At 33.6% G+C, this 19,305-nt stretch carries 18 protein-coding genes and 1 other annotated feature; of the genes, 16 read left to right on the top strand and 2 right to left on the bottom strand.

The features are described from left to right. From ruvB to yajC, 5 genes are all read left to right on the top strand, one after another. A complete protein-coding gene (gene ruvB, locus COE53_RS05460; RefSeq protein WP_069035164.1) occupies positions 1–1,002 on the top strand; it encodes a Holliday junction branch migration DNA helicase RuvB in 1,002 nt (333 codons plus the stop codon). Continuing rightward, on the top strand, positions 999–1,196 hold the full coding sequence (locus tag COE53_RS05455; RefSeq protein ID WP_056472616.1) for a DUF2905 domain-containing protein: 198 nt from the start codon (positions 999–1,001) through the stop codon (positions 1,194–1,196). The genes ruvB and COE53_RS05455 overlap by 4 nt, the downstream gene beginning before the upstream one ends. Positions 1,197–1,284: 88 nt before the next feature. Further along, the gene (queA, locus tag COE53_RS05450) at positions 1,285–2,313 is read left to right on the top strand and encodes a tRNA preQ1(34) S-adenosylmethionine ribosyltransferase-isomerase QueA (protein WP_098947540.1); all 1,029 of its coding nucleotides are present in this window, start codon (positions 1,285–1,287) and stop codon (positions 2,311–2,313) included. A 20-nt stretch (positions 2,314–2,333) separates the two neighbouring features. Next, complete coding sequence (gene tgt / locus COE53_RS05445; protein WP_069035162.1) at positions 2,334–3,473, top strand: tRNA guanosine(34) transglycosylase Tgt; 1,140 nt, start codon at positions 2,334–2,336, stop codon at positions 3,471–3,473. Positions 3,474–3,500: 27 nt separating this feature from the next. Then, positions 3,501–3,773, top strand: a complete 273-nt coding sequence (yajC, locus tag COE53_RS05440; RefSeq protein ID WP_254664636.1) for a preprotein translocase subunit YajC — start codon at positions 3,501–3,503, stop codon at positions 3,771–3,773. A 125-nt stretch (positions 3,774–3,898) separates the two neighbouring features. Here the strand turns inward: yajC and COE53_RS05435 are convergent, their stop codons facing one another. Then, positions 3,899–4,282 (bottom strand): TIGR04086 family membrane protein, encoded by a 384-nt coding sequence (locus COE53_RS05435; RefSeq protein WP_069035161.1) that lies wholly within the window; start codon positions 4,280–4,282, stop codon positions 3,899–3,901. A gap of 223 nt (positions 4,283–4,505) precedes the next feature. Here COE53_RS05435 and COE53_RS05430 point away from each other — a divergent pair, with 223 nt between their 5' ends. After that, the gene (locus tag COE53_RS05430) at positions 4,506–5,156 is read left to right on the top strand and encodes a DUF421 domain-containing protein (RefSeq protein ID WP_069035160.1); all 651 of its coding nucleotides are present in this window, start codon (positions 4,506–4,508) and stop codon (positions 5,154–5,156) included. Positions 5,157–5,436: 280 nt separating this feature from the next. Here COE53_RS05430 and spoVB read toward each other — a convergent pair whose 3' ends face one another. Further along, on the bottom strand, positions 5,437–6,993 hold the full coding sequence (gene spoVB, locus COE53_RS05425; RefSeq protein WP_069035159.1) for a stage V sporulation protein B: 1,557 nt from the start codon (positions 6,991–6,993) through the stop codon (positions 5,437–5,439). 156 nt (positions 6,994–7,149) lie between these two features. On the opposite strand from spoVB, the gene COE53_RS05420 reads away from it, so the two are divergent. From COE53_RS05420 to hisS, 10 genes are all read left to right on the top strand, one after another. Next, complete coding sequence (locus tag COE53_RS05420; protein WP_069035158.1) at positions 7,150–7,428, top strand: post-transcriptional regulator; 279 nt, start codon at positions 7,150–7,152, stop codon at positions 7,426–7,428. A gap of 102 nt (positions 7,429–7,530) precedes the next feature. Further along, positions 7,531–9,768 (top strand): protein translocase subunit SecDF, encoded by a 2,238-nt coding sequence (gene secDF / locus COE53_RS05415; protein WP_091022717.1) that lies wholly within the window; start codon positions 7,531–7,533, stop codon positions 9,766–9,768. A gap of 134 nt (positions 9,769–9,902) precedes the next feature. Continuing rightward, positions 9,903–10,814 (top strand): cation diffusion facilitator family transporter, encoded by a 912-nt coding sequence (locus tag COE53_RS05410; RefSeq protein WP_069035156.1) that lies wholly within the window; start codon positions 9,903–9,905, stop codon positions 10,812–10,814. Positions 10,815–10,853: 39 nt separating this feature from the next. Continuing rightward, positions 10,854–13,205 (top strand): single-stranded-DNA-specific exonuclease RecJ, encoded by a 2,352-nt coding sequence (gene recJ / locus COE53_RS05405; RefSeq protein WP_098947539.1) that lies wholly within the window; start codon positions 10,854–10,856, stop codon positions 13,203–13,205. Continuing rightward, a complete protein-coding gene (locus tag COE53_RS05400) occupies positions 13,205–13,717 on the top strand; it encodes an adenine phosphoribosyltransferase (RefSeq protein WP_069035154.1) in 513 nt (170 codons plus the stop codon). The genes recJ and COE53_RS05400 overlap by 1 nt, the downstream gene beginning before the upstream one ends. A gap of 162 nt (positions 13,718–13,879) precedes the next feature. Then, entirely contained in the window at positions 13,880–16,075 is a 2,196-nt protein-coding gene (locus COE53_RS05395) for a RelA/SpoT family protein (protein ID WP_069035153.1), read from the top strand. Between the two features lie 15 nt (positions 16,076–16,090). Then, positions 16,091–16,531 (top strand): D-aminoacyl-tRNA deacylase, encoded by a 441-nt coding sequence (dtd, locus tag COE53_RS05390; RefSeq protein WP_091022713.1) that lies wholly within the window; start codon positions 16,091–16,093, stop codon positions 16,529–16,531. A gap of 133 nt (positions 16,532–16,664) precedes the next feature. Next, on the top strand, positions 16,665–16,844 hold the full coding sequence (locus tag COE53_RS05385; RefSeq protein ID WP_069035151.1) for a hypothetical protein: 180 nt from the start codon (positions 16,665–16,667) through the stop codon (positions 16,842–16,844). Between the two features lie 646 nt (positions 16,845–17,490). After that, positions 17,491–17,664 (top strand): hypothetical protein, encoded by a 174-nt coding sequence (locus COE53_RS23850; protein WP_088013656.1) that lies wholly within the window; start codon positions 17,491–17,493, stop codon positions 17,662–17,664. A gap of 71 nt (positions 17,665–17,735) precedes the next feature. Continuing rightward, positions 17,736–17,963 (top strand) — a binding site (T-box leader). A 67-nt stretch (positions 17,964–18,030) separates the two neighbouring features. After that, positions 18,031–19,296 (top strand): histidine--tRNA ligase, encoded by a 1,266-nt coding sequence (gene hisS / locus COE53_RS05375; RefSeq protein WP_069035150.1) that lies wholly within the window; start codon positions 18,031–18,033, stop codon positions 19,294–19,296. Positions 19,297–19,305: the final 9 nt, after the last annotated feature.

The following is a 19,305-nucleotide window of genomic DNA, read 5'->3' as shown; positions in this document are numbered from 1 at the left end:
ATGGATGACCGAATTTTATCAAGTGAAAGTAGTGGCGAGGAATTTGATCAAGAACTTTCACTACGGCCTCAATCATTAAGGGAATATATAGGGCAAGATAAAGTTAAAAAGAATTTGCAAGTTTTTATTGAAGCTGCAAAAATGCGAAATGAGTCTCTAGATCATGTTTTATTATACGGTCCTCCTGGATTAGGTAAAACTACTTTAGCAGCGATTATTGCAAATGAACTAGGTGTTGGATTCAAAACGACTTCAGGTCCAGCAATTGAGCGTCCTGGAGATTTAGCAGCTATTTTGACTTCACTTCAACCAGGTGATGTATTATTTATCGATGAAATTCACCGACTGCCTCGAACAGTAGAAGAAGTACTTTATCCAGCAATGGAAGACTTTTTCTTTGACATTGTAATTGGCAAGGATGCAACTGCTAGGTCGGTAAGGATTGATTTGCCACCATTTACATTAATAGGTGCAACAACTAGAGCAGGACTTCTTTCTTCACCACTTAGAGATCGTTTTGGAGTATTAAATCGGTTAGAGTTTTATACAGTTGAACAGCTAGCATTGATCGTTAAAAGAACAGCAGAGTTATTTGGAATGGAAATTGAAAATGACGCTGCTTTAGAGGTAGCTAGAAGGTCTCGAGGCACACCTCGAATTGCAAACCGTTTATTACGAAGAGTTAGAGATTTTGCTCAAGTTCAAGGAAGTGGAATCATTACCTTTGAAATAGCAAAAGACTCTTTAATTCAAATGCAGGTAGATGAAGCAGGTCTAGACCATATCGATCATAAATTGTTATTAGCTATTATTGAGCGATTTAAGGGCGGTCCTGTTGGGGTTGATACGATTGCAGCTTCAATTGGCGAAGAGTCACAAACGATTGAAGATGTATATGAGCCATATTTACTTCAAATTGGATTTCTTCAGCGGACTCCTAGGGGACGAATTGTTACGGATTTAACATACAAACATTTTGGGTTGCAGGTGCCGGAGCAATGATTGATTTGTCAAAAATTTTAATTACGTTAGGAATTATCTTATTAGTTGTTGGATTGTTTATTCGATTTGTAGGGAAACTTCCAGGCGATATTTTTATAAAAAAAGGAAATGTATCGTTTTACTTTCCGATTGTAACATGTATTATCATAAGTATTTTACTTTCACTTATTTTTTCACTATTTGGGAGAAAATAAATGAGTACGAATATAAATAGAGTTTGGAAAAGGGGATTGTTATAATCTTCCTTTCTCCATACTCCTGAAATATATGAGGTGTATAGAAATGGATGTAAATTTATTTGATTTTGATTTACCTGAAGAATTGATTGCTCAGACGCCTTTGTTGGACCGAGAAGCATCGAGACTAATGGTATTACATAAAGAGTCTGGAAATGTAGAGCATAAACAGTTTCCTGATGTGTTAGATTATTTACAAGAGGGCGATTGTTTAGTTTTAAATGAAACAAAAGTCATGCCTGCTAGATTATTTGGTGTGAAAGAAGATACAGGTGCCCAAATTGAAGTATTATTACTTCAACAAGAAGAGCAGGATGTATGGGAAACATTAGTTAAGCCTGCTAAAAGAGTAAAAGAAGGTACAATCATTTTATTTGGAGATGGAAGATTAAAGGCAGAATGTGTAGGTTCTAGTGATCAAGGTGGAAGAAAATTAAAATTCCAATACGATGGGATATTTTATGAAATCTTAGACCAACTAGGTGAAATGCCGCTTCCCCCATATATTAAAGAAAAATTAGAAGATAAAGATCGTTATCAGACTGTATTCGCAAAAGAAATTGGTTCAGCGGCAGCACCTACGGCAGGTTTACATTTTACAAAAGAACTCTTAGCTAAAGTTCAAGAAAAAGGTGTAAAGTTAGCATTTATTACGTTACATGTAGGTTTAGGTACATTTAGACCGGTAAGTGTAGAATCTATTGAAGAACATGATATGCACTCGGAATACTACTATATGTCTGAAGAAACGGCTAAACTGTTAAATGAAACGAAAGCAAACGGTGGTAGAATCATTACTGTTGGAACTACTTCTACTCGCACAGTTGAAACGATTGCTACAGCTAATAACGGTAAGTTTGAAGGGGCTAGTGGTTGGACGTCTATCTTCATTTTCCCAGGATATAAATTTATGGGAATTGACGGGATGATTACGAACTTCCATTTACCAAAATCAACTCTAATTATGCTAATTAGTGCCTTAGCTGGTAGAGAACCAGTTTTAGCTGCTTATAAAGAAGCAGTAGAACAAAAATATCGCTTTTTTAGCTTTGGCGATGCCATGTTAATAATTTAAGAATTGAAAGGAATCGAAAAATGACAGCAATTCGTTATGAACATATTAAAACTTGTAAGCAAACAGGTGCGAGATTAGGAATTGTCCATACTCCACATGGTTCATTTGAAACTCCCGCATTTATGCCTGTTGGAACTTTAGCCACTGTTAAAACAATGGCTCCTGAAGATTTAAAAGCAATGGGATCAGGTATTATTTTAAGTAATACTTACCATTTATGGTTAAGACCTGGTCATGAGATTATTAAAAAAGCTGGTGGCTTACATAAATTTATGAACTGGGATCGTGCAATCTTAACAGATTCAGGAGGATTCCAAGTATTTAGCTTAAGTCAATTCCGAAAAATAGAAGAAGAAGGCGTACATTTCAGAAATCACTTAAATGGCGATAAATTATTCCTTTCACCAGAAAAGGCGATGGAAATTCAAAATGCATTAGGTTCTGATATCATGATGGCGTTTGATGAGTGTCCACCATACCCTGCTGAGTATGATTATATGAAACGTTCAGTTGAGAGAACTAGCAGATGGGCAGAGCGTTGTTTAAATTCACACCAAAGACCAGAGGATCAAGGATTATTTGGTATTGTACAAGGGGGAGAATACGAAGACCTTCGTAAACAATCTGCAAAAGACTTAGTTTCTTTAGATTTCCCAGGCTATGCAATTGGTGGATTATCAGTTGGTGAACCAAAGGATGTAATGAATAGAGTTTTAGAGTTTACGACACCTTTCCTACCAACAGATAAACCAAGATATTTAATGGGAGTGGGTTCTCCTGACTCATTAATTGATGGCGCAATTCGAGGAGTGGATATGTTTGACTGTGTACTTCCAACGCGTATCGCTCGAAATGGTACATGTATGACTAGTGAAGGTCGATTAGTAATTAAGAATGCAAAATATGCAGAGGACTATTCTCCACTTGATCCTAATTGTGATTGTTATGCATGTAAAAACTATACAAGAGCATATATCCGTCATTTAATCCGATGTGAAGAGACGTTTGGAATGCGTTTGACTACTTACCATAACTTACATTTTCTGTTACAATTAATGGAACAAGTTCGCCAAGCAATCCGCGAAGACCGTTTAGGTGATTTCCGAGAAGAGTTTTTTGAACAATACGGTTTTAATAAGCCGAACGCTAGGAACTTCTAAAATTTACATATTGAAAGGAAGATTAAGATGGGTAATGGTTTAATGGGGATTTTACCTCTAATATTAATGTTCATAGTTTTCTACTTCTTACTAATCCGTCCACAACAAAAGCGTCAAAAGCAAACAGCTGCTATGCAAGCTGGAATTAGCAAAGGCGATATGGTTGTAACAATCGGTGGATTACATGGTTTAGTTGATGCTGTTAACGAAGAAAATAATACAATCACTTTAAAAACTGCTGATGGATCACGTATGGTATTTGAAAAAAACGCAATTCGTGAAACAAGAACACAAGCTTAATTTTTATTAATTGTATCGTAAGAAACGCTAGTTCCATTTTGGAAACTAGCGTTTTGTTTATTTTATAAGAAATTTAAATTAAGTCTGTAGTGGAAAAACTCAAAAAAAGTTGATTATCAGACTGATTATTTATTATAAGATTTATTACTTGCTGCATTCACTCCAAAAATAGACCCTAACATACAAACACCTAAGAAAATACCATGATACATTATTTGTTCCTGTGAAAAAGTTCGGTCATAGCCAAGAAACTGTACAAAAAATACAAAAATAGAATACGCTCCACTCGTTAATAATCCTAGAATCCAACCTTTTTCTTTCCCTTTAGCTCCTGTAACAAAACCACCAATTAACATTACGATAAATGATAGGATAAGAGTTGTCGTTGTAACACTTGCTTCTGTAAGAGAAGTTAGTTTAAGTAATAATGATAAAATCAAACTAATTGACAATACTAATAATAGAATAGTTAAAAAGCCAAAAGAGACAGCTACAGCTGTTTTTTTCATTCATATTCCCCCTTGTACACTCTTTTAATACAAGCATATTCATGAGATGAATTTTTAGAATACTTATAGAGCAATTACAAATAGTAAAATTATGAACAAAATTCTACTATTATTTTCTTTATGGAAAATTAGTTGTATTTGGACTCATATTTACAGGTTTTAAGCGCTAGCTAAAGAACATGTTTTTTAAAATCAACAAGTTTTGGATGTGAGGGTAAGTAAAATGGAATTAGGTTCTATGACGGTTCGTACCATTTTAATTTATTTAATTATTGCATTTTTCTTTCGGTTAATGGGTAAGAGAGAAATAGGAGAGTTAAGTTTATTAGATTTAGTCGTCTATATATTATTAACTGAAATAGCAGCCATCGGAATTGAAACCCACAATGAACCGATTATAAAAGTGATTTATCCAATGTTTTTAATTGTTGTTATCCAAATAATTTTTTCCTTAATTTCGCTAAAAAGTGTTAAATTTAGAAAAATATTAGATGGACATCCCGTATTAATCATTAGTAAAGGTAAAGTTTTAGAGAAAGAGATGAAAAAACAGAGATATACGTTTGACGACTTATTACTCCAACTTAGAGAGAAGGATATTGGAGACGTACGAGATGTTGATTATGCACTACTAGAGCCTACAGGAAAATTATCAATATTCAAAAAGGAAATAAACGGTGATATAAATTATAGTTCACTCACATTTCCATTAATATTAGATGGCATCGTACAAGAAGATAATTTAAATCAGTATCATAAAGATAAACAATGGTTACTAGAACAGTTAAAAAAACATGGTTATGATGAATTTAAACAAGTATCATATTGCAGCTTACGAGGCGGAGAAATATTTTTTGATAAAAAAGACGAATAATGCAGGAGTAAGAGATAACGGTATCTTGAAGTGGAAAATAACATTAAATATTGTGGTCAGAGTGTTGAAATACTTTAGAGTCAATATGAAAAGTATGAACACTATGTTCCATGGTACATAAGGTTTCTGATTCTCATTGATAAAATAGTTTTTTTACGTTTTTAATTAAATTAATGTTATTTCGCTAAAAAAAAATTATTTAAACCTTTTTTCAACAACAACAAAACCACAAAGTACATTAATTACTTTGTGGTTTTGTTATGATCTATTCTATTATCAATCATCTTGTAATCAGCTTTTTAAAGAATGGGATTCGGATGATCTCATCTTTCTTAACTAGGTTAAATAATAAAATTAATAAGATATACATTAATGTAACAACAGAAATACTTACTAAGGTTTGTACTAATAAAGAAGATGAAAAAACTACATATTCTTTGATGAACTTTCCGACATAAATACAAATACCTAAAATGATTAAACAATAAACATAATCTTTAACAAAAATCGAAAAGTTAATGGCCTTTAATACAGTGAAATAGTGAAGAACTGTTATTGTTACAATACTAATATTCATAGCTAAGGCAACACCGTTAATACCGAACTTTGGATTTGTAGCTAGTAATAAAATACTAGCGATTTTAACGACTGAACCGACAAAGCTATTAATCATAGCTGAATTTGCCAGATTAAGTGCCTGCAATACAGCTTGTAGTGGTCCTTGGAAATAGTAAAAAATAAAGCAAGGTGCTAAAAGTAATATAAAATTCGTAGCTTGGTCACTTTTGTACATTAGTGTTAAAATCGGTGAAGCAAATACGTATAAAATGACAACGGACCAACCACCAGCAATCATTGAGTAACGTAGTGCTTGCTGCAATCTTCTTTCAACAGTTACACGATCCTTTTTGGCCATTGCTTCACTAATCGCTGGCACAAGTGAAGTAGATAATGCATAAGTAATAAACGCTGGTAAAAGTAATAGAGGTAAAGCGTATCCTGCAAGTAATCCATATTGTTTAGTTGCAACAGCTGCACTTACACCTGCAATCGCTAAACTTTGTGAGACAACGATTGGTTCTAAAAACATTGATATTGAACCAATTAAACGACTTCCAGTTGTTGGTAATGCAATACTTAGTAGGTCACTAAGTGTTTTTCTTCCATCTTTAATATTGTTCTTAAATCCTGAAATGAACTTTGCATTTTTTTCTTTCTTAAATACATACAGCATATAAATTAATGAAGCTAATTCTCCTAATACAGAAGAGATAATGGCGCCACTAGCGGCAAATTCAACGCCATATGGTAAAAAAGTTTTAGTACAAACTGCAACTAGTACTATACGAACAACTTGTTCAATAACTTGGGAAAAGGAGGAAGGTCGCATATTCTGTACGCCTTGAAAATATCCTCGTAAAACTGATGAGATTGCGATAATTGGAACAACAGGAGCGATGGCAATTAGTGGGTACATAGTCCTTGCATCCGTTAATAAGTTTTTCGCAATGAAAGGGGATAAAAAAATCATTGCTGTTGTAAAAATAATACTTAATATGCCAGTTATTGACATTGAAACAGCTAAAATCTTTTTTATCCGATCTTGTCTATTTTGAGCAACTGCTTCTGCAATTAATTTTGAGATGGCAATTGGGAGGCCGAGCTGTGTAAGCGTCATGACCAAAAATAGTGTCGGGACTGCCATCATAAATAATCCTACGCCCTCTTCACCCATAATTCTTGCTACAACAATTCGATTAAAAAATCCTAATATTCTTGTGATAAGCCCTGCAATAAGTAAAAAAAACGTTCCTCTTAAAAACGTTTGCTTTGTCATTACTTTTACCACCTTCTCAAACAGCCTAGAATGATTTACAATTATATATATGCTAGAAATGTAGGCAAGCATGACAAGTTAGTTCAACATCTAGGAAATGAATGTGAAGGTCTAAAATCATTTTTCTAAAAATACAGAAAATTAGGGGGGAAGAGTATGTCGACTTTTCATCAACAAGCTGCAGAATTTAAACCTAAGCTACAGGTGGTAATTGAAAGTAAACTGGATGAATTTAGAATGCTTGGATTCGATACTGTCAGTGAGGATGATTTATGGGAATGCCTCGAAAGAACCTTATGGCGAAAGAAAGAGGATGAACCAAAGCTTTTTCAACTGGTAGAAGACATACTCTCATTAACTGTAAACGATTATATGAATTACATTCGAATCGAAGCATTTAAATCACCTACTTGGCAGTTTGGAGAGTCAGTTTAACCATTAATTGACAATAAAAAAATTGCATTTGTATAATATAAGAATGAAAACATACCATTTTCGTACTAGAACTTGAACTAGTTAGAGGAGGAAATTCACAACATGGTGAAGCGTAACAGAATTGTTGCCTTCTTCTTAATTATTGCTGTATTAGCAGCAGTAATCGGCACAACTGTATTTGGTACCGCGAAAAATATTAAGCTTGGTCTGGATTTACAGGGCGGGTTTGAGGTACTTTACAAAGTTAAGCCGATTAAGAAAGGCGACAAAATTAACAAAAATGTTTTAGTAAGTACAGCAAAAGCTCTTGAAAAACGTGTAAACGTATTAGGAGTAAGTGAACCTAACATTCAAATCGAAGGGAAAGATCGTATTCGTGTACAATTAGCTGGTGTAAAAGATCAAGCTAAAGCACGTGATATTCTTTCTACTGAAGCGAACTTAACAATTCGTGACGTAAATGATAAGGTTCTAATGACTGGGGCGGATTTAAAAGAAGGCGCTTCAAAGCAAACATTTGACCAAATGGGTAAACCTAGTGTATCAATCACATTTAAGGATGCTTCTAAGGTTAAAGATGTTACAAGTAAAGTATTAAAAATGGGTGCTCCAAATAATATGATGGTTATTTGGTTAGATTTCAAAGAAGGACAAGACTCTTTCAAAAAGGAATCTGCAAAAGCAAAACCTAAATTCTTATCTGCAGCTAGTGTAAATCAAGTATTTACAGACGATTCACTTTCTATTGTAGGCTCTACATTTACGGTTGAAAGTGCAAAAGAACTTTCAGATTTATTAAATGCAGGGGCTCTTCCAGTACACCTTGAAGAAATGTATTCAACATCAATCGGTGCAAAATTTGGTACAGATGCTCTGCATGAAACAATTTTTGCTGGAATTATTGGTGTATCAGTTATTTTCTTATTTATGCTTTATTTCTATCGCTTACCAGGTTTAATCGCAAGCATCATGTTAATGGCTTATACTTACGTAACATTACTTGTATTTGACGGCATGAATGCGGTATTAACACTTCCAGGTATTGCGGCATTAATCCTTGGTGTTGGTATTGCGGTTGATAACAATATTATTACTTTTGAGAGATTGAAGGACGAGCTTAAACTAGGAAAATCAGTAGCATCTGCTTATCGTGCAGGTAATCAGCGTTCATTTGGAACGATCTTTGATGCTAATATTACAACTTTACTTGCTGCTGTGGTATTGTTCTCATTCGGTACAAGCTCAGTAAAAGGTTTTGCAACAAGTTTAATTGTTAGTATTTTAGTAAGCTTTTTAACTGCAGTATTCGGTACTCGTTTATTACTTTCTTTATTAGTTCAAAGTCGTTACTTAAATAATAAGAAAACATGGTTTGGTATTAAACAAAGTGAAATTCTTGGTTTAAATCATAACTTAGCACATCCTCCTACAAAATATGATAAAGTCGATTTTGTAAGCGTTGGTCGAAAATTTGTTTATTTTTCAATCGTTACAGTAGTTGTAGGGGTTATTATACTTTCTATTTTCCGATTGAATTTAGGAATTGATTTTGCAAGTGGTACACGTGTAACATTTGAATCAAAATCAGCAGTTACAAAACAAGTTGTTAATGATGAAATTTCAAAAATGAACTTGAAGCCTGAAAGTATTACTGTTTCTACAAATGATGCAAAAACAGGTTCAATCGTATTTAAAGGAGTATTAACAAAAGATCAGATTAATGATTTGAAAAAGGATTTTACAGCTAAATTTGGGGTAGAACCAAACGTAAGTACTGTTGATCCAGTTGTTGGTAGAGAATTAGCAGCTAATGCCATTAAAGCATTAATTATCGCATCAGCAGGTATTATTCTTTACGTATCATTACGTTTCCAATTCTCATATGCAATTGCTTCAGTAATTGCCCTACTACATGATGCATTCTTCATTGTTGTAGTATTTAGTATCTTTAGATTAGAAGTAGATATCACATTCATCGCAGCGGTTCTAACGATTGTTGGTTATTCGATTAATGACTCGATCGTTACATTTGACCGAGTTCGTGAAAATATGAAGCTTAAGAAGAAAATTCGTTCTAGAGAAGAATTGAAACAGGTTGTTAACGAATCAATTCGTCAAACTTTAGGTCGATCTGTTAAAACAGTTCTTACTGTACTATTAGCAGTACTTGCATTGCTTTTATTCGGAAGTCATGCAATTCTTAACTTCTCACTTGCATTATTAATAGGTTTAGTTGTTGGAACATATTCTTCAATCTTTATCGCTTCACAAATTTGGTTATTTATTAAAGGTCGCCAACTTGATAAAAACCAAGTAATCGATGTTGAAGAAGCTAAATAAATTTAAAAGAGTATAAGCTCATGCTTATACTCTTTTTTGTATTAAATTCATTATGATTTGAAGATACTAATATAATGTGTTAATAATGATAAGTGTATTTTTTACAGTTAGAAAAAGGGAAGTAGGTAAAGTATATGGAACAGGAAGAGCGTTATAAGGAAGCCAAGAAAGGGGCTTATATCGGAATATATGGAAATTTACTTCTAGCAATTGTTAAAGCAATTATCGGATATATTGGAAATAGTAAAGCTTTAATGGCCGATGCAGTACATTCAGCGTCAGATGTGGTCGGTTCGATAGCGGTTTTATTTGGTTTAAGAGCTGCAAAAATGCCACCGGACGAGGACCATCCTTATGGCCATGGTAAAGCTGAATCAATCGCTGCTATTATTGTTGCCGTACTTTTATTTATCGTTGGAATTGAAATAACTAAATCATCTATAACCGCGTTTTTTAAGCCAGTTCATCCACCAGAGTTAATTGCTTTATTAGCAGCTTTTATATCTATCTTTTTAAAAGAATGGATGTTTCGCTATAAATATGCTTTAGGGAAAAGGTTAAATAGTGACGCAATCATCGCTAATGCATATGAACATCGCTCTGATGTATACTCATCTGCTGCAGCTATGGTTGGTATTGGTATTGCAATTCTTGGTACTAAATTTAATATGCCAGTACTTTTATATGCAGACCCTGCGGCTGGGCTTATTGTAGCAATTATGATTTTAAAAATGGCGTGGGATATTGGAGCAGAATCAATACATACAACAATGGATCATGTCCTTCATGAAGAAGATATTGAACCATATAAAGAAGTAGTTAGGAATGTAGAAGGAGTTAAAGAGATAAATTCTCTCTATGCAAGAGAACACGGCTATTACGTCATCATCGATATAAAAGTCTCAGTAGATCCATATATAACCGTTGAAGAAGGACATAAGATTGGTAAAAATGTTAAAGCAAAGTTGATGGAACAAAAAGATGTGGAAAATGTTTTTGTCCATATTAATCCATATAATGATAAAAATAACTCTTTCATCCAATAAGTTTACTTTAGTATAATAGTACAGTTAGGGGTGAGAGTATTGTTAAAGTCAAAAGCACGTTGGAAACCGAAATTATCGAATCACCAAGAAGAGCAATTATTAAGTAAAGAATTACAGATTTCCCCTCTATTAGCTAAGCTACTTGTTACTCGTGGATTTAATACAGTAGATGCAGCAAGTAAGTTTTTATATGAAGATCAAATGAGCTTTCATGACCCGTTTTTATTAGAGGGTATGGATCTTGCAATTGACAGAGTGTTTCAAGCAATTGAAGAAGATGAAAAAATATTAATTTTTGGCGATTATGATGCAGATGGAGTTAGCAGTACTTCAGTATTGTATTTAACATTAATCGAACTAGAAGCAAAAGTAGATTTTTATATACCAAATCGTTTTACTGAAGGGTATGGTCCAAATAAGAATGCATTTAAATGGGCAAATGAACAAGGTTATTCATTAATCATTACTGTAGATACAGGTATTTCTGCAGCTGAGGAAGTTAATTTTGCAAATGAACTAGGTATGGATGTAATTATTACGGATCATCATGAACCACCAGAAGTATTACCAAACGCTATTGCAATTATTCATCCAAAGCTAAGTCCTAGCTATCCTTTTAAAGAATTAGCAGGTGTAGGAGTTGTGTTTAAATTCGCTTCCGCATTATTAGGTAGGGAGCCAGAGGAATATTTGGAACTAGTTTCGATTGGGACAGTTGCTGATTTAGTACCATTAGTTGATGAAAATCGTTTAATCGTAAAAAAAGGTGTAAGGCAACTAAAGCAAACTCAGCGTGAAGGACTAAGAGCTCTTTTAGAAATTAGTGGAACCACAACAGATTCAATTACGGAAGAAACAATTGGATTTGCAATTGGTCCTAGAATTAACGCAGTTGGTAGACTTGGCGATGCTAAGCCTGCAGTAGATTTAGTTTTAGAAAATGATAGAGCTATTGCTAAAAAAAGAGCAGAGCAAATTGAAATCTTAAATAAGGAACGACAAGAATTAGTTTCACGTATGACAGAAGAGGCAATTAAGCAAGTTAACGAACTTGATTCATCTTGTTCAAATAAAGTGATTATTGTCGCAAAAGAAGGCTGGAATGCAGGAGTAGTTGGAATCGTAGCTTCGAAATTAGTTGATCGCTTTTACAAACCAGTAATTGTTCTAAGTATTGATCATGAAAAAGGAATTGCAAAAGGTTCTGCAAGGAGCATTGAAGGTTTTTCTTTATTTGAAAACTTAACAAAATGTAAAGATATTTTACCTCATTTTGGAGGCCATACACTTGCTGCTGGTATGACATTAGCTATTGAAGATGTCGAGCTATTAAGACATCGTTTAAATGAATATGCAGATCAAATTATGACAGATGAAGATTTTATCCCATTAAAAGAAGTCGATTTAAAATGTCAGGCTAGTGAAGTTTCAATCTCATTTATTAATGAATTAAATATGCTGGCACCTTTTGGGATGCATAATCCAAAACCTGTTTTAGAAATAAATGAGGTTGATGCTCTAAATATTAAACAAATCGGTAATGAAGGTGCACATCTTAAAGTACAACTAAAAGATGACGTTACATTCCTTGATGCTGTAGGGTTCGGATTTGGACATGTTGCTAATGAAATTGCAGCTGGTTCAAAAGTATCCTGCTTAGGAATGGCTTCTATCAATGAATGGAATGGTAAACGAAAGCCACAGTTAATGATTCATGATATTAAAGTAAATCATTGGCAGTTATTTGACTTAAGAGGTCAAGAGCCACATCGATTAACTTTACCTCATACCGAAGAAAAATTCATATTTTTACATCAATCATCAAATGAATATGAAAATTTAAAGACTAAATATCCTATTTCTACGTTTGTTGCATACGAAGATGTACTAAACTTAGATATTAATATACAAAATAATTATGTGATCCTACTTGATTTACCTAGTTCTGAAAATGATTTGAAAGAGGTTTTTCGAAAAGGATTATCAGAGCGTATCTACTTAATTTTTAATCAAGAAGAATTACATTTCTTCTCACCAATTCCGAGTAGAGAAAGTTTTAAAAAATTCTATTCAATCTTAGCGAATACCAATCCATTTGACATGAATATGTATGAAGTGGCATTATGTCGTAAGATGGGATGGAAAAAAGAACAAGTCGATTTTATGACAAAGGTGTTTTTTGATTTAGAATTTGTTACAATAGAGGATGGAAAAATTCGTTTGTTGCCACAAACTGAGAAGAAAGATCTCTCTTTATCTAATACCTATGCAAGAAAATTAGCTAGTATTGAACTAGAACGTTTGTTTCTGTACTCAAAATGTGATGAATTAACTACATTTTTTCAAAATATGAAAAGTCATTTTTCCGAAAATGGGGAGGCACTTATTTAATGAATTTAAAAGATTATATAACGATCGTACCAGACTGGCCAAAAGAAGGCGTTCAGTTTAAAGATATTTCATCATTAATGAATGATGGAAAAGCTTATAAAGAAGCAACTGATCAAATCGTAGCTTATGCGAAAGAAAAAGATGTTGATTTAGTAGTTGGACCAGAAGCTCGTGGATTTATCGTTGGTTGTCCAATTTCTTACGCTTTAGAAATAGGTTTTGCACCTGTTCGTAAACCAGGTAAATTACCTCGTGAAGTTATTAGCTACAACTACGATTTAGAATATGGTACAAATACGTTAACAATGCATAAAGATGCTATTAAACCAGGTCAACGTATTCTGATCACTGATGATTTATTAGCTACTGGTGGTACGATTGAAGCTACAATCAAACTAGTTGAAGAATTAGGTGGAATTGTAGTAGGTATTGCTTTCTTAATTGAGCTTTCTTACTTAGAAGGTCGTAAAAAATTAGAAGGTTATGATATATTTACACTAATGACATATTAATTTTTAACATATGATAATGTTATCCAAACGGGGTACTCTGATTAATCAGAGTGCTCTTTTTCTATCAAAGATCTGCAAAAAAAAATGAAATTTGACGACTCCTGCTTTACAAAAAACGAAATTTTCATGATAATAAAAGAAATAATGATTTAAGGTGATTAGATGGCTACTGAGCAAGTTTTGACAGCAGAACAGGTTTTAGAGCAAGCGACCCATTATTTAAAAGAGGATGATGTGGCGTTTATTAAACGTGCTTATGAATATGCTCGTGACGCACATAGTGAGCAATTTCGTAAGTCAGGTGAACCATATATTATACATCCGGTTCAAGTAGCAGGTATCCTTGTTGGCTTAGAGATGGATGCTACAACCATTAGTGCTGGGTTTCTTCATGATGTAGTAGAGGATACTGAAGTATCTAAAGAGGACTTAGAGACCCATTTTGGCAAAGAAGTATCTATGCTTGTAGATGGTGTAACAAAGTTAGGTAAAATCAAGTTTAAATCGAAGGAAGAACAGCAAGCTGAAAATCATCGCAAAATGTTTGTAGCGATGGCACAGGACTTGAGAGTTATATTAATTAAATTAGCCGATCGCCTTCACAATATGAGAACGTTAAAACACTTACCTCAAGAAAAACGTATGCGAATTGCAAATGAAACGTTAGAAATATTTGCACCGCTAGCTCATCGACTAGGGATTAGTAAAGTAAAGTGGGAGCTTGAAGATACAGCATTACGCTATTTAAATCCACAACAATACTATCGAATCGTTAACTTAATGAAGCGAAAAAGAGCAGAGCGCGAGCAATATTTAGAAGAGGTTATAAACGAAATCTCAACTCAACTTGAAGATGTAGAAATCAAAACAGAAATTTCTGGACGTCCTAAGCATATTTATAGCATTTATCATAAAATGGCTAAGCAGAATAAACAATTTAACGAGATCTATGACTTATTAGCCGTACGTGTAATTGTTAATAGTATTAAAGATTGCTACGCTGTTTTAGGCGTAATTCATACAAGCTGGAAACCAATGCCAGGTCGTTTTAAAGATTATATTGCCATGCCAAAGGCAAATCTGTATCAATCTCTTCATACGACTGTAATCGGACCAAAAGGTGAACCACTAGAAGTACAAATTCGTACACAAGAAATGCACCAAATTGCTGAATATGGTGTTGCAGCACACTGGGCATATAAAGAAGATAATGGAAATCTTACTTCACAAAAAACGTTAGAAAATAAATTAAGTTGGTTCCGTGAAATTATCGAATGGCAAGATAATTCAACAAATGCAGAAGAGTTCATGGAATCAGTAAAAATGGATTTATTCTCTGATATGGTTTTTGTATTTACTCCAAAAGGTGATGTTTTTGAATTACCACTAGGATCTGTTCCAATCGATTTTGCTTACCGAATTCACTCTGAAATTGGAAATAAAACAATTGGTTCAAAAGTAAATGGAAAAATGGTACCACTTGATTATAAACTTAAAACCGGTGATATCGTTGAGATTATGACATCGAAGCATTCGTATGGACCTAGCCAAGACTGGTTAAAGGTCGCTCAGTCTTCACATGCTAAAAATAAAATACGTCAATATTTTAAAAAGCAAAGAAGAGAAGAGAATGTTGAAAAGGGCAAGGAATTAGTTGAAAAAGAAATTAAGGCTTTAGAATGTGATTTAAAAGAAGTATTAACATCTGAAAATTTAAAACGCGTCGCAGAGAAATTTAATTTCTCTAATGCAGAAGATATGTATGCAGCCGTTGGATACAATGGAATTACTGCAACACAGATTGCTCACCGTTTAACAGATAGATTCCGTAAACGTACAGAAATTGAGCTAGAAGACCGATTAAAAGAACTTTCCTCGGATCTTAAAAAAGCTCCATCACGTCGAAAAGATGCTGGAATTTCTGTAAAAGGTGTAGATAATTTATTAATCCGTTTATCAAAATGCTGTAATCCTGTACCAGGTGATGATATTGTTGGCTATATCACAAAAGGCAGAGGAATCTCAGTTCATAGAAGCGATTGTGTAAACATGTTAAATGATAGTGAAGAAGATCGCTTTATTGAAGTTGATTGGGAAGAAAGCCCAACGTTTGAACGTGATTATAACGTTGATATAGAAATTTTCGGTTACGATCGTCGTGGTCTTTTAAATGAAGTTCTTTCAGTTGTAAATGAAACAAAAACGAATATCTCTTCAGTAACAGGAAAAAATGATCGAAATAAAATGGCAACTATTACAATGAGTTTGTCTATTCGTAATATAAACCACCTGCAAAAAGTAGTGGATAAGGTTAAACAAATTCCAGACATTTACTCTGTGAGACGTATTTTCCACTAATAGGAGGTGCCGCTTATGAAAGTATTATTACAGCGCACAAAAGAAGCAAAAGTCGTAGTAGATGGAAAAGTAGTAGGTCAAATACCTAAAGGGTTATTATTGTTAGTCGGAATAACGCATGAAGACACTATAGAAGATGTTAAATATTGTGCTGACAAAGCAGTTAACCTAAGAATCTTTGAAGATGAACTCGGAAAAATGAATTTATCATTAAATGATGTTGGAGGCCAGATTCTATCCGTTTCTCAATTCACCTTATATGGCGATACGAGAAAAGGTAGACGCCCAAGCTTCACAGATGCAGCTAAACCAGAAATCGCAAATGAATTATACGAATATTTTAATTCATATTTACGAGAACAAGGATACGAAGTACAAACGGGCATATTTGGTGCAGATATGGAAGTAACCTTTACAAACTGGGGACCAATTACCATTATGATTGAAAGTAAATAAGCTAATCTTTAACCTCCTTTTCCAAAAAGGAGGCATTTTTTTTTGATAGACTTAATTATTAAAATAATAACTTCATTTAACGAATATACTGAAGTACACGGGTTCTTACAAAGAATTCAGAGGAGGTAACTATATGGACATAATTACAATCGTGTTAATTCTAATCGCTGGTGTAATTTTGTTTACAATCCTCAAAAGTTTCTTTAAAGCACTTTTATTTGTTATTTTAATCATCCTAGTTTATTACGGATTAATGTATTTCATAGACGGATCAGTTGAAAGTGTTCAATCTAGTTTAAGAATATTTCATTAGACCATGGTATGTACCATGGTTTTTTTAGTTGAGAGGAAGATTTGTTGGATATAGTAAGTAATGACTGGAAATCGCAATAATAATAGGGAATGGCAAATAAAACCCTGGAATGGCAAATAAAAACTAAGAATGGTAAATAAAATTCGGGAATCGCAAATAAAATTTGGGAAACGCAAATAAAAACTGGGAATGGCAAATAAAAACTAGGAATGGCAAATAAAAATAGGGAATCGCAAATAAAACCCTGGGATTGCAAATAAAAACTAGGAATGGCAAATAAAATTTTGGAATGGCAAATAAAAACTAGGAATCGCAAATAAAAATAGAGAATCGCAATTAAAAATCAGAAATCGCAAATAAAACCCTGATAAACACAATTAATCTCAATAGATTTATGTAATTATCAATAAAAACATCAAATTTTACTAAATAAAATCTACTTTCAAGAATATCCACATTAAATACTACTCAAAATTGATTAGATTCCATTTCGTTTTCTCTGAATCCATAGAACTATATAAGTGATGTACAAAAAATATTAATTCAATTAAAAGCTTCCCAAAGTATTCAGGTAATATTTTGATTGTTTAATCCATTAATTAATTGGACATCCTATATAACAACATACTTGGAAGGAGACTGCAGCATGAGAATAAATAATCGTAATAGTCTAGGATCCGGTAGAAAAGGTGTCTTGAATATGGATTTTCATGAGTTTCAAAATAGGGGGCAAGAATCGAATTCATTAGAGATGGCAAGTGAGTTTGGTTTAACTTTAAGAGAAGTGCGTGATTTAAAAAGACAGTTGGAGCGTTCGTAAAAAATATTTAACTGTTCTTGACATTTGTTGTATCCGAACGTAAGATATAAAATAACATATTGATACATAGTAACATTCCATAGACGGAGAAAAGTAGGATAGGATCTCTTGTATAGAGAGGAAGTGCCGTGGCTGAGAGCATTTCCACAAGTAGACTATTTGAAAGACACTCCTGAGGCTTTATTCTGAACGATTTCTAGTAAGGATAAACGTAATCGGCGTTAACGATGAAAGTGGGAGAACAGTTTATTGTTCTTCAATTAGGGTGGCACCACGGGCTTATAACTCTCGTCCCTACTGTTTTTATTTCAGTAGGGACGAGGGTTTTTTGTATTTATAGAGGTTTATTATTTAGGAGGATTTAAAATGTCGATTAATATCCCAAGAGGTACTCAGGATCTTTTACCTGGTACAGTTGAAAAATGGCAGTATATTGAAAAGTTTGCAAGAGACTTATGCAAACGATATAACTATAACGAAATTCGTACACCAATCTTTGAACATACTGAATTATTCCAACGTGGTGTTGGAGATACAACGGATATTGTTCAAAAAGAAATGTATACATTTACTGATCGTGGAGATCGTCAATTAACATTACGTCCAGAAGGAACTGCATCAATCGCTCGTTCTTATGTTGAAAATAAAATGTACGGAAATGGCAATCAACCTACAAAGTTGTACTATATCGGTCCTATGTTCCGTTATGAACGTCCACAGGCTGGTCGCTATCGTCAGTTCGTACAATTCGGTATCGAAGCTTTAGGTAGTAATGATCCTTCGATCGATGCAGAAGTATTAGCTCTATCAATGGATTTATATCGTGGTCTTGGATTGAAAAATGTTAAGTTAGTACTTAATAGTTTAGGTGACTTAGAAAGCCGTAAAGCACACCGTGAAGCGCTTGTGAAGCATTTTAAACCGGTAGCACATGAGTTATGTAGTGATTGTAATAATCGTTTAGAAACTAATCCATTACGTGTTTTAGATTGTAAAAAGGATCACGATCACCCTTCGATGAAGACAGCACCATCCATTTTAGAATATTTAAATGAAGAATCTATGAACTATTTCGAAGCTGTACAATCTTATTTAACAGCTATGAAAATTCCGTTTGAGATCGATTCAAATTTAGTACGTGGTTTAGATTATTATAATCACACTGTATTTGAAATCATGTTAGAAGGTAAAGGATTCGGTACAATTTCAACTTTAAGTGGTGGTGGTCGTTATAACGGATTAGTTGAAGAAATCGGTGGTCCTAATACTCCTGGTATTGGTTTCGCATTAAGTATAGAGCGTTTATTATTAGCTCTTGAAACAGAAGGAATCGAGCTTCCAATCCAACAAGAAATGGATGTATTCCTAATTGGACTTGGAGAAGAAGTGAAAAAAGAAGCGACGGCTATTTTATATCAATTGCGTAAAGCTGGTCTTGTTTGTGAAAAAGATTACCAAGATCGTAAAATAAAAGGGCAATTCAAAGCAGCGGAGCGTTATAAAGCAAAATATGTAGCGGTTCTAGGTGAAGAAGAATTATCTCGAGGAGTCATTAATTTAAAAGACCAAGAGACTGGTGTACAAGAAGAAGTTGCATTAGACATCTTTGTAAAATACGTAAGCTCTAAATAAACAAATGGG

This window comes from Bacillus sp. AFS029533 (genome assembly GCF_002585125.1).
GTDB lineage: Bacteria > Bacillota > Bacilli > Bacillales > Bacillaceae_G > Gottfriedia > Gottfriedia luciferensis_B.
The sequence above is the reverse complement of the archived record's forward strand: the minus strand, read 5'-3'. Positions and strand labels throughout refer to the sequence as shown.